The sequence below is a fragment of the Alicyclobacillus sp. TC genome, assembly GCF_016804365.1.
Taxonomy (GTDB): Bacteria; Bacillota; Bacilli; order Alicyclobacillales; family Alicyclobacillaceae; genus Alicyclobacillus_I; species Alicyclobacillus_I tolerans.
In genome coordinates this window covers 2742954-2759005 of record NZ_CP044434.1, presented here as the reverse complement: position 1 = coordinate 2759005, position 16052 = coordinate 2742954, and the positions used below count along the sequence as shown (strand labels likewise).

Genomic DNA, 16052 nt, shown 5'->3' with positions numbered 1-16052 from the left:
TATGAATTAGCGACATTTTAGCATAGAGAGGCGTCCTCGGGGTGAAAAGTGGTGGCTTGTATCTGAAAAGTAGAGAAAGTTCAGCCGCCGAACCAATGGCGCAGCCAAGGCAGCAGTCCTCTGGTTAGTTTTTGCACAGGTGTTTGCGGATGAGGATGCAATGGGCAAGATGCAACAGGCTCTGTGCCAGGCTGGAAATAATCCGTTTCTGTGCGACCACATTTATCCGTAGCTAATTTCCCCGAGAGGGGATCGATTTGGCGTGTAATGAGACCACTCGGCGGTGAGTACCAGGAGTAGGGCATATGCAATTGAGCCGTACTCATAAACTTGGCCCAGATCGGCGAGGCCAAGTGCGATTCCATCAGATTGAGCGGACGGTTGTCGTCGTATCCTACCCATACAGCACAGACTAAATTGGGGGTAAAGCCGACCATCCATGCGTCAGTGTCGGTTGTTCCTGTTTTTGCAGCAACTGGATCATTCAGATAATGGCTTACACTATAGCCAGTGCCGCCAGGCTGCATGACACTTCGCATTAAATCCGCCATTTGAAAAGCGACCTGTGGCGAGATGACTTGTTTGGCTGTCGGATTGGCATGAATGTCTTCATTTTGCGTGGCTGAACGCACTTCTTCCACTGCGTAAGGTTCCACCCGTTTACCCCCGTTGGCAAGTGTAGCGTATGCAGTCGCCATTTGTAACGGACTGGTAGGGTATACACCGAGTGCAAGTGATGGCACGGAGCCCAAATGAGTGGTTATGCCCATACGGTGTGCTGTAGCCACAACTTGGCTGGGATTTACGGCAAGGTTGGTGCTGACAGCATATATATTATCACTTCGCGCTAAAGCCTCACGCAAAGTTAACGGCCGTCCAGCGTAAAAATCTCCATAATCATGCACAGTATACAGGGCGTTTGCGCCTATCCCAGCAACAAAGGTTGTCAGTTCACTGTTGATTTGCCGGGCAGGTGACCAGTGCTGTTCAAGAGCCGTTGTGTAAAGCAATGGTTTAAAGGTCGATCCCGGTTGACGTTCGGCAAATACACGATTATACGGACTTGTCATGTACGATCTTCCACCAACCATGGCCCGAATCGCGCCAGTTTGCGGATCGAGAGCGACCAATGCGGCTTGTAAAGAGCTGTTTGCCGGCAAAGTGCTGCGAATGGCACGTTCAGCTGCCTGTTGCAGCAACGGATCGAGCGTCGTCATGACTTTGGTGCCGCCACGGTAGAGTTCATCGCTGGACAGGTGGTAGCGATGCGCCAACTCCTCCATGACGGTTGTTGTGAAGTAGGGAGCCTGATGCAGCGGTATATGGTGGGTGGCATAGTGCAATGGCTGGTTAAAAGCAGCGTTTGCTTGTTGCCAAGTGATGTAGTGACAGGCCACCATTCGGTCGAGTACAATTCGCTGCCGTTCCTTGGCTGCTGCAGGATGTTCGATGGGAGAGAAGATGGCAGGTCCTCTTGGCAATCCTGCAATCATAGCAGATTCGGCAAGATTCAATTCTTCTACAGGTTTACCAAAATAGGTTTCAGCAGCTGCATCTACTCCGTAAGCCCCGTGACCGTAGTAAATGACGTTGAGATATTGGTTGAGGATGGTATCTTTCGATTCATGCATTTCTAGCTGAATTGCATACAACGCCTCACGAATTTTTCTGGTAAGGGTTCGCTGTTGTGATAAAAAAAGATTTTTAGCCAATTGCTGGGTTATGGTCGATCCGCCCTCAACGACATGTCCACTTTTAATATCAACAAGCAGGGCTCGTCCCAAGGAGGGCAAACTGAAGGCTCGGTGATGATAGAAATGAGCATCTTCTACGGCAAGTGTGGCTTCCTGAAGTGCTTTAGGTATTTCTGAAAGCGGCACATGTCTTTCAGTATTGGCAGTCCAACTCCAACTAGCGATGCGGGTACCGTCTGCCGCTTCAATTTCTGTCGGATCGGACAAACTGTCTTCTGGCAGGGGTGTGGCACGCAGTCCAAACAACAACAATGCGGTACCTGTAAAACCAGCCAGTAGTGGCCAAGCGACCATGAGAATTAGAGTTTTACGGTTTGGTTTACGCATTTTCGGCAGGCTGAATGAGTGCAACAACATGGATTGAGAAGCTCCTCTCTTCAAAAGCTGCAGTCAGCCGCAATGAATGGCGTGTAAGATTTACCAAATCTTCAACGGTATTATTTCCGCTTCAGGAAAAACTATGTAAGTTCTCTCGAGTGCCTCGGCAGGCGTATAGACAGCGCAGATGTTGGGTATCTTAAGAATCGTTCCCCCAAACTATCGAAGCGGGGTGGAGCAGTTGGCAGCTCGTCGGGCTCATAACCCGAAGGTCGCAGGTTCGAGTCCTGCCTCCGCAACCAAAGGGGTAAGAAAGCAAAAAACCGTCGACATTTGCTTAGAGTCGCAAAGTGTCGGCGGTTTTTTTGTGCGAAAATAGTCGCATTTTCGCATAGGACATGCGGCTGATGAATACCGTCCAAATGTCGAATGGTGTAACATATCGTCATGTGGCTTCGTCTATATGGCAGCGACTGGTGAATGAGGAGAGATGTACAGTGCCACAACCCATAGAAGGAAAAAACCGCTATATGCCTGGACTGGATGGCCTGCGCGCCATATCGGTTCTCGCTGTCATGGCCTATCATTTGGGGATAGGTTTTGTTCCGGGCGGATTGTTGGGAGTAGGCGTTTTTTTTGTGCTCTCCGGCTATCTCATTACTGACTTGCTAATTGCAGAATGGGCCAGAAATGGGAAAATTGTCATGCGCCAGTTTTGGCTGCGGCGTGCCAAACGACTTTTACCTGCGCTTTTTACCCTGCTGGCTGCAGTATGGTTGTGGGAAATTTTTGTTACCCCTTCACAATTGTCATCTTTAGGTCAGGACACACTGGCCGCTCTCTTTTATGTCAGTAACTGGTGGTATATTTTTCACCATGTATCCTATTTTGCTAAATTTGGATCTCCTTCTCCCCTCACTCATCTATGGTCATTGGCTGTTGAAGAACAGTTTTATCTGATTTGGCCACTTTTGTTAGTGTTTGGATTGCGCAAAAAAAACCGGCGCAGTTGGCTCGTCTGGCTGACTGTGGTTTTGGCTACCGCTTCCGCGTTAGCTATGGCTCTTCTCTATCAACCAGGTTCTGATCCAAACCGGGTCTACTATGGAACGGATACCCGTGCTTTCTCTCTATTGATTGGAGCGTTGCTGGCTGTTATCTGGCCAAGTCGCAAACTCTCTTCAAAACTACCAAATGCTTCCCGTTGGTTGCTGGATATTATAGGAGTTCTGGGATTAGCCATGGTCATTTGGATGATGGTTGGCACGAATGAATATGAAACTTTTCTTTATCGCGGGGGTATGGTGCTTCTTTCGGTAGCTGCTGCTCTCGCTATTGCCGCCTTGGCTCATCCAGCGACGTTGCTCCATCGCCTGTTGGGAAGCAAACCATTGCGTTGGCTTGGCGTCCGTTCCTATGCTATCTACCTTTGGCATTATCCGATTATTGTCTTGACCACACCGAGTGTACAGACAGGCGGTTTTAATTATTGGCGAGCGGCTTTACAGGTTACAGCGAGCATCCTATTAGCGGCGCTCTCCTGGCGGTTTATTGAAGATCCGATTCGCCATGGGGCACTTGAACGAATGTGGAAGTCGTTCTTTGGCAAAGGAGGAGTCCATCGACGTGCTCATCCACATCCCCTGCGTCGCATTCTGACCGTGAGTAGCGTGGCACTCTTGTTGCTTGTCGGTGGCGTGTTTACTTCCTATCGACTGCGTGTGCATGCTGCTACTGCTCAGACAGAACTTCGCGATAGTCGACCCGTTCCAGTCAAAGTGACATCAAAACAAACCAAAGTGAAATCAAATCTCACAACCGCCGACGCGAATACTCAGAAGAAGAGTCTATCAGCAACCGACAGAACGAATTCAAAGACAGCTACCACAGCGTCCACAACATACAATCAAGGCGGTTCGTGGGTCATCGGATCGGGCGCTGGCGTCATTGCTGTTGGCGACTCAGTTATGGTAGACGCAAAACCTTATTTGGAAAAAATGTTGCCAGGCATTGTGGTTAACGGCAAAGTGGGTCGCCAGTTAATTGAAGCTGGACCTGTTGTGGATAAAATGCGAGCTGCAGGTGAAATTCAGAAAGCAGCTATTATTGAACTTGGTACCAATGGGCCATTCACCATGGGTCAGCTACAGGCCCTTTTGGCCGATCTCGGTCCTGTGTCCCACATTTTACTGGTCAACACTCGTGTACCTCGTCCCTGGCAGAACGTTGTCAATCAGATGCTGGCCTCGGAAGCTGCTGCCAATCCACGTGTCACACTGGTAAACTGGTATGCTGCAAGCCGTGGTGAAAACCAGTGGTTTTATCCGGATGGCGTGCACCTCAATCCGGTTGGAGCGTCCCATTATGCTGCTTTGATTGCCCACACTTTGCTCTATGTTGAACAGAGCGGTCATTGAAAGGTGTCCACTTCTCTTGCTTTTGGTATAATACGAGCGCATGAGAGGAGTGGGCATTATTGGCCAATTCAATGGAGCTTTGGTTTACAGAACTGCAAAACAGCAATCTGTCAATTGGTTTGCGTGTAAATCGGACTTTGCATAGCGAGCAGACAGAATTTCAGAGTCTCGACGTAGTAGAAACGGTACAGTACGGACGTATGTTGGTACTTGACGGTTGTGTCATGACAACTGACAAAGATGAGTTTGTCTATCATGAAATGCTTGCTCATGTCGGCCTGCATACTCATCCTGAGCCGAAAAATGTGCTAGTAGTGGGGGGAGGAGACGGTGGCGTCATTCGTGAAATCGTCAAGCATCCGGCTGTCGAACGAGCAGTGCTTGCAGAAATCGATGGACGAGTGATTGACATCTCTCGCGAGTACTTTCCACAGATTGCCCAAGGTTTAAACGATCCGCGTGTAGACGTTCAAGTTTGTGATGGCATCAAACATGTTCAAGAACACAAAGGAAAATATGATGTCATTTATGTGGACTCAACCGATCCCATTGGACCGGCTGTGGGTCTTTTTGCCAAGGATTTCTACCAGGCTGTCTATGACGCTCTTAAACCCGATGGATTGTTTGTAGCGCAGACCGAATCACCTTTTGCCAATCAGGATCTCATTCGTCATGTTCACCGTGACGTACGAGATATTTTTCCCCACACCTATTTGTATCTAGCCCATATACCCACATATCCCACGGGAATGTGGAGTTTTACCATGGGCAGTAAGCAGTACAATCCGCTTGAGCCAGTGGCTTCGCGAGTGCGTGATACGAAATATTACACAACGGAAGTTCACAAAGCTGCGTTTGCCTTGCCGCCGTTTGTCCAGGAGTTGGTGCAAAAATGAGTGAATGGAATGTGCGTCAACCTTTGGATGCCGCGTACAGCGGCAATGTTTTTATCCAATCGTCTCCAGATTACAAAGCGGCTAAAGCAGTTCTCTATGGCATGCCCATGGATTGGACCGTATCATTTCGCGGCGGTACTCGCTTAGGGCCTGCTCGTATTCGTGAAGTTTCTGTGGGTCTTGAGGAATACAGTCCTTATCTCGATCGCGATTTGCGCGACATTACTTACTACGATGCGGGAGATTTGCCGTTACCCTTTGGCAATCCGCAGATGAGTGTGGAAATGATTTATGAGTACGTCTCGCGTCTATACGAGGATGGCAAATTTCCGCTTGGTCTTGGCGGAGAGCACTTAGTTTCTTGGGGTGCTATGCGTGCTGCTTGGGAAAATTATCCCGATTTGCGCGTCATCCATCTCGATGCCCATACGGATTTAAGAGATACTTATGAAGGCCAACCCTATTCGCATGCCACGGTGATTAAAAAAGTATGCGACGCGATTGGTCCAGAACGAGTGTATCAGTTTGGTATTCGCTCTGGCACGCGTGAAGAATTTCAGTATGCACGGCAACATACGCGTTTCTTTCCCTTTGAAGTAGCTGATCCGTTAGAATCTGTTTTGTCGGAGCTGATGGGTCATCCGGTCTATGTGACTTGGGATATTGACGTTTTTGATCCGGCTCATGCTCCCGGTACGGGAACTGCAGAGCATGGTGGTATTCATCCGCGCGAAGCATTTCGTATATTTCCTATGCTTTCTCGGTTGCGTGTCGTTGGCTTTGATTTGGTGGAAGTTTCTCCGGTCCTGGATACAAGTGAACAGACGCAAATTTTGGCTGCCAAATTGGTTCGTGAGGCTCTCTTGGCCTGTGTTTCACCATGAGCAGTTTTTATCTCGGCAGTCCATTAAAGAATGTTGTCCCATTGGTTTGGAGTCGCGGCGATGGCCAAAATTTAGAATCCTCTCCCGTACTGTCCGCTACTTGGGATTTTCGTTCCAATGCGCATTATTTGCGTTACTTTGAAGAAGCTCAAACGGAAGAGAGGAGCACTTTCGTGATACGTCAAGACGCCGTGACGGTGATTCGTCGCGGCGCTTATCTATGGAATTGCACTTTTGTGTCCGGACAAAAACAGTCTTCTATACTTTATCTCGGTGGCGAACCGTATTCGGTCGAAGTCAGGACTCGTCAATTGCTGGTAGATGTGAATGCTACTGGCGGGCAAGTTCAACTGTACTACTCCTGGGATTTTTCGGGAGAGGATAGCGACATCTATCTACAGATATGTTTTGGGTCATGTGTGGTAAGGAGGAAGCAGCATGGATCAACATCGTGATCAGCAAGAATGGTTTAACGCAGTTCTTGATACGATGGATGAAGGCATCCATGTAGTGGACGCGCGAGGAGTGACGGTGGTATACAATCGGGCGGCCAGTCAATTAGATGGAGTGTCTGTAGGAGACGTGCTTGGTCGACATGTGCTCGATTCGTTTCCTTCTCTTGGTGAGGAAGGAAGTACGCTTTTACAGGTATTGAAAACGGGTCAAGCCCTGTTTCATAGAGCACAGACGTTTACAAATATTCGTGGTATTCAAGTACATACGGTCAATACCACATTGCCGATCCGAAGAGAAGGTAAAATTGTAGGCGCCTTAGAAATCAGTAAAGATTTTACTTATGTTAAACATTTGACAGACCAACTTTCTGCTTTACAAGAGAAGATGATTGGACGAAAACCTAAAAAACAGCAAACGGTAGGAGCACAATATCGTTTTTCAGATATAGTCACGACGGATGGACAAATGTTGCAAACGATTCGCCGGGCAGAACGGGCGGCGCGCAGCCAGTCCCCAATTCTTGTGTATGGTGAGACGGGTACGGGTAAAGAATTGTTGGTTCAATCCATTCATAATGCGAGCCGCCAAACAGGGGCGTTTTTAGCTGTCAATTGTGCAGCTTTGCCGCCATCCTTGTTAGAGTCTTTGCTATTTGGAACGGTACGAGGTTCGTTTACAGGTGCCGAAAATCGGGCAGGGTGGTTTGAACTGGCAGATAACGGTACTCTGTTTCTTGATGAGGTGCAATCATTACCGCTTGATGTACAGGCAAAACTGTTGCGTGTTTTACAATCTGGAGAGTTCTCTAGGGTAGGAGATGCGCGACTTTTGCATACCAACGCACGAATTGTCGCTGCTATGAATGAATCGCCGGAAGGAGAGTTAGCAAAAGGTTCGCTGCGCAAAGATCTGTATTATCGATTGAATGTAGTGCGGCTTGATTTGCCTCCCTTACGCGAACGCGGTGAGGATATTCTTTTACTGGCTAGGCATTTTCTTGAAAAATGGAATCAACAGTTAGGGACCCGGGTGAAACGTTTATCAGAAGATACACTTGCTTTCTTTCAAACTTATCCATGGCCTGGCAATGTTCGCGAGCTTGAACACGTTATAGAGGCTGCGTTGAATTTGATGGATGGTGAAGTGCTGACACTTGCCGATTTGCCGCTTCCCATGCAGGAATCAGCTAGGCAGTATGGATTTGGCATTCGAAAGGCCGAGCGCCAGAAAGAAGAGTTAGCTGAATTTTCTTCTGCCGAAAAATCGGCAATAGACATTGGGGGCGTCTTTCGTCGTTTTCTTTTGCCGAAAAATCAGCAAGCCATGTAGAGCCGAGAACGAAAGGGATAGAAAATGTATGGTCGCAATCAGGGTTTGAACAACTGTGGACTGCTTTGAACGAATCGGTGGTATTAGATGACGCACCTTCTCCTGCACTTCCAGAAGTTTTGCAATCAATTGAAAAAATCGTCCTCGAACGCGCACTAGCCAGTTGCAACGGCAACGTTTTATCCACGGCTAAAAAACTTGGCCTTCCACGACAAACGCTCCAATATAAATTGCAAAAATTAGGGCTTTCACACTAAGCGCAAACAGTTTTCAAGATTTTATCCCTATGTGATGTTAATTTTGGCACAGAAATTGCTTAATCATTCTATTGAGAAATTCGATAGCGCTTTCATATCTTGTCCGTTCTGAAGGTTTAAGGAAGCGTGACGCGGGACCGTCTCCAGCGAGATGGTATAGGCCCGCAAGAGGAGGTGTTTGCCGTGGCTGATTCTCATCCCTTTGGATTGCATCGAGTGCTTGAGCCACAAGGAGTTATGCCTCAAGCAGCTTGGAAACTGGATAATCGAATGGAATGTGGGGTCAATGAGTTGCTGATTGATGTAGAGCGACTCAATATTGATTCCGCATCTTTCCGACAAATCTATGAGGAAGTTGGAAAAAATGAGCAAGCGATAGCTGCCAAGATGAAAGAAATTGTGGCCGAACGCGGTAAGCATCACAATCCCGTAACCGGATCGGGCGGAATGTTGATTGGCAGGGTGCGGGAAATAGGTTCCATGCATCCAGCGCGTCAGGAGCTTTCAGTAGGTGACAGGATTGCGACTTTGGTGTCCTTGACATTAACCCCGCTTGCGCTGGAGGAAATTCTACAAATTGATGTGGCGAATGCTCAGGTCACCATTCGCGGTCAAGCGATTCTGTTTGCGACAGGTCTCTATGCCAAAATGCCGGACGATATTGAAGAACAGTTGGCCTTGGCACTTTTTGACGTTTGCGGGGCGCCAGCCCAAACAGCTCGCCTTGTACAGCCTGGTCAGACGGTTGTTGTTCTGGGGGCTGGCGGAAAATCTGGATTAACTGTCCTTGCGGCGGCCCGGCGAAGTGCACGAGACGGTATCGTTGTGGCAATGGATTATGGTCAACTCGCTTGCGAGCGAATACAGGCTCTTGGTAAAGCAGATATCGTGTTGGATGTGAGTGCGCAGGATGCGGTAGCTTGTTTAGCCAGTTTGGAACAGGCCTGGAATCAGCGATTTGGGCAAGCATTTAGCGGAGCTGATGTGGTTATCAACTGTGTCAATGTTCCTGGCACAGAAATGGCCTCTATTCTACCCTGCAAGGATGGCGGAACAGTCTACTTTTTTTCCATGGCCACGTCCTTTACAGCCGCTGCACTAGGTGCAGAGGGAATAGGCAAAGACATTCAGATGATGATTGGCAATGGGTATTGCAAAAATCATGCTGATTACGCTTTGAATTTGCTGCGTACTGAACCTGTATTGCAACACATTTTTCGTCAGAAGTTTGCGGTACACAGTCATTAATCGTTTCTCTCAACAAAAGTTCCAGTCGGATTGACTGCAAAATTTAAAATAGGGAGTGTTTTGAATGAGTGTTCTCGAACCCGTCAGTGCATATCGATATGGCAAGAAACAGCGTCATTATAAAGAGATTGAATTGTGGAAAGATGTGACGGAAGAACAATGGAATGATTGGAAGTGGCAATTGACACATACCGTCAATACCATGGAAGACCTGGCGAAAGTGATTCATTTGACCGAAGAAGAGATGGAGGGCGTGCGCCATGTCAAAGAGACAATCCCTCTGCGCATTACGCCGTACTATGCAATGATGATGGATCCGGATGATCCTAATTGTCCCATTCGTCTTCAAGCTGTACCGCTTTCCAACGAAATGCAGCGTTCTCCATGGGATATGGAAGATCCCCTCGATGAGGATACGGACGCACCTGTGCTTGGATTGACGCATCGTTATCCCGATCGCGTTCTGTTCCTCATTACCAATCAGTGCTCGATGTATTGCCGTCATTGTACGCGTCGTCGTTTTTCAGGCGCTGTGGGTCATGCAGTGCCCAAACCACAATTGGATGCAGCCATCAATTATATTCGTAACCATCCGGAAGTGCGCGATGTTCTGCTCTCCGGGGGCGATGGCCTGCTTGTGAATGACCGTATCCTGGAATACATTATCTCCAGCTTGCGTGATATTCCGCATGTGGAAATTATCCGAATTGGCACGCGGGCTCCAGTTGTATTCCCGCAACGGATTACAGACAACCTTTGTAATATTCTAAAAAAATACCACCCAGTGTGGTTGAATACACATTTCAACCATCCGGACGAAATTACACCAGAGGCGGCCGAAGCCTGTAAAAAGCTAGCCGATGCAGGAGTGCCAGTAGGTAATCAGACAGTCCTCATGCGCGGAGTGAATGATTGTGTGCACATTATGAAAAAGTTGCTCCATGATTTGGTAAAAATTCGCGTTCGTCCCTATTATCTCTATCAATGTGATTTGTCAGAGGGCATTTCGCATTTTCGCACTACCGTTTCTAAAGGCATTGAAATTATGGAACAGTTGCGCGGACACACTTCTGGTTACGCGATTCCTACTTATGTGGTAGATGCTCCGGGAGGCGGCGGTAAGATACCTGTTCAACCGCAGTACATTATTTCACAAGGACATGGAAAAGTGATTCTGCGCAATTTTGAAGGAGTCATTACCACTTATCACGAACCGGTTTATGAAGATCAAGGCTGTCCGCCGACTTGTACGCACGATCACGCTAAAGACAATGATGAGTTGATTGGTGTGGCTCGCTTGCTCAATGATGTGCAACTCGCACTTGAACCTAAAGGACTCAAACGGGCGGAACGAAATCAGCACGGACATTGAGGGATGGCCAGTGGAAATCTACGACCGTGCTGTAGCTCACGGCTGGAATCGGATTGCTTTCATGGGAGCCAGTAAACATGCCGGTAAGACAACTGCCTTCAATGCTTTTTTGCAACAGGCAGCAGTCGCTGGCCGGGTTGTCGGACTTTGCAGTATTGGTGTGGATGGAGAACGCCAAGATGCGCTGATGGGTATAGATAAACCGCCGATTTTTGCCCCGCAGGGGGCGCTCCTGGCTACTGCTGAACGCGCACTTTTTGAAACTCAGTCGCTCGAATGGTTGGAGTCTACGGGCATTCGTTCTCCGCTGGGTGAGGTCGTCATAGTTCGTGCAGCAGAGACCACACAGGTGCTTTTGGCGGGAGTCCGTTCCCGGCAGCATATCAGCCGTGTGCTAGAGGGGTTTGCACGCTACCAGGTTGACATGGTATTGGTGGATGGTGCGCTGAATCGAATAGCGGCAGCATCGCCAGAACTGGTGGATGCTGTGGTATTAGCAGTCAGTCCCGTATCGGGATCGACACCTGATGCCGTTGCACAGGTGGCACTTGAACTTTCACACCGGTTTTTCTTGCCAGAAGTGCCTTTGGCATGGCGCAACGTATTAGATTCCGCTCATCAGCGAAGACAAGTGGCGCTCTATTTTACCACGGGAGAGTATCGAGAGTTTTCCGCAGATGCTGCAACTTTACACCCGGAACGGCTTTTGGCTGATGCGCGGCTGGTTGCGCCTCTTCAGGCGCTTTATGTGCCTGGCGCTGTGCAGGATAAATTCATGGAAACCATTTTGCTTCAAAGACAAGAACCGATGACACTCATCGCTGCTCATCCTGCGCAGGTTTGGGTAAGTCGGCAAGTCTTGTTGCCGTTTTATCGGGCAGGTCATCAACTCATGGTGATGCGAAAGCTGCCTCTTTTAGGCGTAGCTGTGAATCCTCACCATGTTTCCGGAGCAGACCTGCCGTTGGATGAGATGTTGCAGGCTGTATCTGCTGCATTGCCGGAAGTGCCTGTGTATCATGCCGCCTTGTCCATGGAGAGGAATGCGTGATGAATGAAAATATAACCTGGCGTTCTGTATCTCGTTCCTTTTTGGACGAGAAGACAGCTGAGAAAATCGGTTGGAAAGAAGTGTTTGCGGCGTGGCAGCCAGTGACAGCTAGCGGGGTGCGGTTTAAAGAAAATTTGCGGCCTTATTTACCGGGGAATGAAGTTGATCTACTCCATGTTTATGAGCTTTTGGCACTGGATTTGCAACGCATTTCGCCAGAAGAATTGAGACGATGGAGAGAATGGCTCCGCCAGTTGCCCGATATTCAGCCACTGCTTGCTTCGCTTGCCTTAGATACGCTCGAATTGACGCCGAAAACGGCACTTTGGTTGAAGCAAACGGTACAGTCAACGCTTCACTTGTTAAAAGAGTCGCAAATTCCGCCAGGATTGGACTATCTGGCCATAAGCGACATGGAATCCTTGCTAAAACCATTTGGTCACCCAGAATTAAGTCATTTTGCTGTACAGCATTTGGCGGACTCCTTTTATCTGGAAGCGCAACACGAAGAGCGAGAGATTAAAAAAAAGTTGACCCAGTATCAAACGGAATGGTTGAAAACTCTTCAAAAACAAGGATGGCCACTCTACCAACGGCCGGATAGCACGTTGATGCTCAGCTTGCCAGTTCATCGTGATCTGCTCGAACTCGTTAAATCTTCTCCAAACTTGCGTGTATTGCGTGAAACACCGTTTGAAATCATCTTGCAAAGAGTGCCTGATGACGTGGAGTCAGAGTTGCTTGTCGCTTGGGAGAATGCTTTCGCCAAGCTTCAACAAGAGACTGATCGACTGTTGGCCCAACTGACCGAACAGGTACAGAGGCAACTGCAAAGCTGGAACAGGTTAGCAGATGCTCTTCAGGAGATGGATATCCGTCTATCGAAAGTTGCATTGGCTCGAGTATGGCAGGGAGTCGTACCTTGTGTCAGCGAAAGATGGTCGCTTCGGGAAGCTCGCCATCCTCTTCTGGCTGAGCAACTTCAACAACAGGGGCGTTCTTTTGTAGCTATTGATTTACCGGATGTGGGAACTCTTAATGTGATAACGGGATCGAACATGGGCGGTAAGTCAGTTACGCTATGTGTCATTGCACTGATGCAGTGTTTGTTGCAGTATGGATTGCCAGTTCCGGCCGTATCCTTCACAGCTCCTCTACTGACGGGAGTGCGTTTGCTCTTTGCGGCTGGAACGCAGATGGAGCATGGCCTTTCAGCGTTTGGGCAGGAAGTTGTAGGATGGGGAAGTGTACTGGAAGAAGCGGAACATCAAGCGCTTTTGTTACTTTTTGACGAGCCCGGGTGTACCACGAATCCTCAGGAGGGGGAAGCGCTGGTGCACGGGTTGCTTCATAAACTTTCCGGATTGCAGGACAGCATTGTTTTTCTGGCTTCACACTACGCTTCCGTGGCAGCTTATCAAGGAGCTGCGCATTGGCGTGTACGGGGGTTATCCTCGGTGCTGCACCAAGATATGCAAAATGCTACCTTAGCAGAGCGATTGCGATTTCTTGCCGCCGCAATGGATTACCGTTTGGAGCGGAGCCAGCCTGGCCAAGGCGTACAGGAAGCGCTGGAAGTGGCTAAATGGCTGGGGTTGCCTGATTCTCTGTTACAGGTGGCCCGGCGATATCAAGAAACTGAAGGACGGATGAACATATGACAGGAAAACTCCATTTGAATGAAGCCGAAATTCAAAGGGCCAGGCAGGCAGCCAGTCAAATAGCCGATGATGTTATGTCTCAAGTCATGGAACGTACCACGGTTGCTATTGAAAGAACAGTTCTGCGGCTGTTTGGTGTAGATGGAGTGGATGCCGAAGGCGTACCACTTGCCAATGTGGTGGTCGATCACGCTCTATCCCGAGATCTCCTGGCGGGGGGTATTGCCTACCCGTTTGTCGGTGCAATGATGGTGCATGGGATGACGGCGCAAGAACTTGCTGAAGCGATAGGCGCAGGAATGGTTCAATTAGGAACGGAAGATTTACCCAGTCGAGTTGATATTCAGGTCAAAGCAAGAGAGATGGCGCAATACGCATTGGATGGTATTGCTGCTAACCGTGAGAAACGCAATCAGTATCTTGGACGTTTGGGAGAAGGGAAACAGCCATACATCTATGTCATTGTAGCGACAGGAAATATTTATGAGGATGTAGTTCAAGCCAAGTCTGCTGCCCGTCAGGGAGCGGATATCATTGCTGTCATTCGCAGTACAGGGCAAAGTCTGATTGACTATGTACCGTATGGGCCGACAACGGAAGGTTTTGGGGGAACTTATGCCACGCAGGCTAACTTTCGCATCATGCGGCAGGCACTTGATGAAGTGAGTGAGGAAGTAGGCCGTTATATACGGCTGTGTAACTATTGTTCAGGACTTTGTATGCCTGAGATAGCCGCTATGGGTGCTTTGGAACGCTTGGATGTTATGCTGAATGACGCTTTGTACGGAATTCTTTTTCGAGATATTAACATGCAACGAACGTTGTGTGATCAGGCTTTTTCTCGAATGATTAACGCTTATGCTGGAGTGATTATTAATACAGGCGAAGACAATTATCTGACCACTGCAGATGCAGTAGAGTCAGCTCATACTGTTCTTGCTTCGCAATTTATCAATGAACAGTTAGCTCTACGGAGTGGCCTTCCCGAAGCACAGATGGGGCTTGGGCATGCTTTTGAGATGAATCCCATGTTAGAGGACGGTTTTTTGTACGAATTGGCACAGGCGCAGATGGCTAGAGAAATTTTCCCTAATGCCCCGCTCAAATACATGCCGCCTACCAAACATATGACAGGAAACATCTTTCGTGGTCATGTCCAAGACGCTCTTTTCAATATGGTAGGTATTATGACACAGCAAGGAATTCAACTGCTGGGCATGATGACGGAACAGATTCATACTCCGCTTATCTACGATCGGCATCTGGCGATTGAGAGTGCAAAATATATTTTTAATAATGCAAGACATTTAGGAGAAGAAATCAATTTTAAAGAAGATGGAATCATTGTCCGGCGGGCTCATCAGGTTTTAGCAGAAGCGGTACAGCTACTGGAAAACATTGTGGATGTGGGACTTTATCAAGCATTGGCTTCGGGTATGTTTGCTGATGTCAAACGGACTGCCACTGGTGGTAAAGGATTATCCGGCGTACTGATGAAAACTGCAGACTATTTCAATCCATTTGCTGATGAATTGCGCGTGCGCTTAGGGATTACTAGGACTGTACAGCAAGAGGAGGTTCGGCGCGGATGATGGAGCAACTCGACTATCGAACGCAGATTGCGAAGCCAGACTATACGGCAATTCGTCCTTACGGGGACACAATGAATGACGGCAAAGTCCAGTTGAGTTTCTCTTTGCCCGTTCCGGACGGTCCTGAAGCTGTTGAAGCAGCCCGCCTGCTTGCTCTTAAAATGGGAATTGTCAATCCGAGTGTGGTTCATCACGAAGATATTGGAGAGAACTTTACTTTTATCGTTTTATATGGGAACTGTGTACACAGTGTCGACTATGCCCACATACAAGTTCCCAAAGTCGAGACAGAAGTGATGAATTTTTATGAAATTAATGAGTTTATCCGAACAAAAATTGGTCGTAAAATCACCATACTTGGAGCGTGTACTGGAACAGACGCACATACAGTGGGAATAGACGCAATTATGAATATGAAAGGTTACAACGGTGAGTATGGGCTTGAACGCTATCCGGAAATCCAAGCTTACAATCTTGGCAGTCAAGTAGAAAATGAGGAACTGGTTCGTAAAGCGATTGAACTGAAGGCAGATGCGCTGCTTGTTTCGCAGGTTGTCACGCAGAAGGATGTGCATCTTCACAATTTGAGCGCTTTAGTTGACCTTCTTGAAGCTGAAGGATTACGAGATAAACTGATTTTGGTTGCCGGTGGTCCGCGAATTACTCATGAATTGGCACTTGAATTGGGCTATGATGCTGGATTTGGTCCTGGTACTTTAGCGCCTGATGTGGCTTCTTTTGTAGTTCAGGAAATGGTTGCTCGTCATTTGCAGTAAAGTTTTTGTTCAGTCATGCATGCTGGGGTGGGAAATCGCTC

13 protein-coding genes and 1 tRNA gene are annotated in these 16052 nt (G+C 48.2%); 13 read left to right on the top strand and 1 reads right to left on the bottom strand.

Going from position 1 to position 16052, the window contains the following annotated elements; all coding sequences use genetic code 11:
* Positions 1-80: 80 nt before the first annotated feature.
* Positions 81-2111 carry a transglycosylase domain-containing protein gene (locus tag FY534_RS13465; RefSeq protein WP_238413587.1) on the bottom strand — a complete coding sequence of 677 codons (2031 nt, stop codon included), beginning with the start codon at positions 2109-2111 and terminating at the stop codon, positions 81-83.
* A gap of 187 nt (positions 2112-2298) precedes the next feature.
* Between FY534_RS13465 and FY534_RS13460 the strand changes: the two genes are divergently transcribed.
* From FY534_RS13460 to FY534_RS13400, 13 genes are all read left to right on the top strand, one after another.
* A tRNA-Met gene (locus FY534_RS13460) sits at positions 2299-2374 on the top strand.
* A 105-nt stretch (positions 2375-2479) separates the two neighbouring features.
* Complete coding sequence (locus tag FY534_RS13455) at positions 2480-4489, top strand: acyltransferase family protein (protein WP_238413586.1); 2010 nt, start codon at positions 2480-2482, stop codon at positions 4487-4489.
* A 71-nt stretch (positions 4490-4560) separates the two neighbouring features.
* Positions 4561-5385 (top strand): polyamine aminopropyltransferase, encoded by an 825-nt coding sequence (gene speE, locus FY534_RS13450; protein ID WP_203115650.1) that lies wholly within the window; start codon positions 4561-4563, stop codon positions 5383-5385.
* Positions 5382-6269, top strand: a complete 888-nt coding sequence (gene speB / locus FY534_RS13445; protein ID WP_203114858.1) for an agmatinase — start codon at positions 5382-5384, stop codon at positions 6267-6269. Before speE ends, speB begins: the two co-directional genes overlap by 4 nt.
* The gene (locus FY534_RS13440; protein ID WP_203114857.1) at positions 6266-6724 is read left to right on the top strand and encodes a YwiB family protein; all 459 of its coding nucleotides are present in this window, start codon (positions 6266-6268) and stop codon (positions 6722-6724) included. The genes speB and FY534_RS13440 overlap by 4 nt, the downstream gene beginning before the upstream one ends.
* Positions 6708-8054: a sigma-54 interaction domain-containing protein gene (locus tag FY534_RS13435; RefSeq protein WP_203114856.1), complete on the top strand. Its 1347-nt coding sequence runs from the start codon at positions 6708-6710 to the stop codon at positions 8052-8054. The genes FY534_RS13440 and FY534_RS13435 overlap by 17 nt, the downstream gene beginning before the upstream one ends.
* A gap of 65 nt (positions 8055-8119) precedes the next feature.
* On the top strand, positions 8120-8311 hold the full coding sequence (locus FY534_RS13430; RefSeq protein WP_203114855.1) for a helix-turn-helix domain-containing protein: 192 nt from the start codon (positions 8120-8122) through the stop codon (positions 8309-8311).
* 183 nt (positions 8312-8494) lie between these two features.
* On the top strand, positions 8495-9559 hold the full coding sequence (locus tag FY534_RS13425) for an L-erythro-3,5-diaminohexanoate dehydrogenase (protein WP_238413585.1): 1065 nt from the start codon (positions 8495-8497) through the stop codon (positions 9557-9559).
* A 64-nt stretch (positions 9560-9623) separates the two neighbouring features.
* On the top strand, positions 9624-10931 hold the full coding sequence (gene ablA, locus FY534_RS13420; RefSeq protein ID WP_072874357.1) for a lysine 2,3-aminomutase: 1308 nt from the start codon (positions 9624-9626) through the stop codon (positions 10929-10931).
* Positions 10932-10941: 10 nt separating this feature from the next.
* On the top strand, positions 10942-11982 hold the full coding sequence (locus tag FY534_RS13415; RefSeq protein WP_203114854.1) for a lysine 5,6-aminomutase reactivase subunit KamB: 1041 nt from the start codon (positions 10942-10944) through the stop codon (positions 11980-11982).
* Positions 11982-13643, top strand: a complete 1662-nt coding sequence (locus tag FY534_RS13410; RefSeq protein ID WP_203114853.1) for a MutS-related protein — start codon at positions 11982-11984, stop codon at positions 13641-13643. The genes FY534_RS13415 and FY534_RS13410 overlap by 1 nt, the downstream gene beginning before the upstream one ends.
* Positions 13640-15235: a lysine 5,6-aminomutase subunit alpha gene (locus tag FY534_RS13405; RefSeq protein WP_203114852.1), complete on the top strand. Its 1596-nt coding sequence runs from the start codon at positions 13640-13642 to the stop codon at positions 15233-15235. The genes FY534_RS13410 and FY534_RS13405 overlap by 4 nt, the downstream gene beginning before the upstream one ends.
* Positions 15232-16011, top strand: coding sequence for a lysine 5,6-aminomutase subunit beta (locus FY534_RS13400; protein ID WP_072874353.1), 780 nt, complete (start codon positions 15232-15234; stop codon positions 16009-16011). The genes FY534_RS13405 and FY534_RS13400 overlap by 4 nt, the downstream gene beginning before the upstream one ends.
* The last annotated feature ends 41 nt before the right edge of the window (positions 16012-16052 follow it).

What these genes read in the sequence shown, in the direction of transcription:
- FY534_RS13465 (WP_238413587.1), bottom strand. Translation starts at nt 2,111, where the DNA reads ATGTTGTTGCACTCATTCAGCCTGCCGAAAATGCGTAAACCAAACCGT.
- FY534_RS13455 (WP_238413586.1), top strand. Translation starts at nt 2,480, where the DNA reads ATGAATACCGTCCAAATGTCGAATGGTGTAACATATCGTCATGTGGCT.
- speE (WP_203115650.1), top strand. Translation starts at nt 4,561, where the DNA reads ATGGAGCTTTGGTTTACAGAACTGCAAAACAGCAATCTGTCAATTGGT.
- speB (WP_203114858.1), top strand. Translation starts at nt 5,382, where the DNA reads ATGAGTGAATGGAATGTGCGTCAACCTTTGGATGCCGCGTACAGCGGC.
- FY534_RS13440 (WP_203114857.1), top strand. Translation starts at nt 6,266, where the DNA reads ATGAGCAGTTTTTATCTCGGCAGTCCATTAAAGAATGTTGTCCCATTG.
- FY534_RS13435 (WP_203114856.1), top strand. Translation starts at nt 6,708, where the DNA reads ATGGATCAACATCGTGATCAGCAAGAATGGTTTAACGCAGTTCTTGAT.
- ablA (WP_072874357.1), top strand. Translation starts at nt 9,624, where the DNA reads ATGAGTGTTCTCGAACCCGTCAGTGCATATCGATATGGCAAGAAACAG.
- FY534_RS13410 (WP_203114853.1), top strand. Translation starts at nt 11,982, where the DNA reads ATGAATGAAAATATAACCTGGCGTTCTGTATCTCGTTCCTTTTTGGAC.
- FY534_RS13405 (WP_203114852.1), top strand. Translation starts at nt 13,640, where the DNA reads ATGACAGGAAAACTCCATTTGAATGAAGCCGAAATTCAAAGGGCCAGG.
- FY534_RS13400 (WP_072874353.1), top strand. Translation starts at nt 15,232, where the DNA reads ATGATGGAGCAACTCGACTATCGAACGCAGATTGCGAAGCCAGACTAT.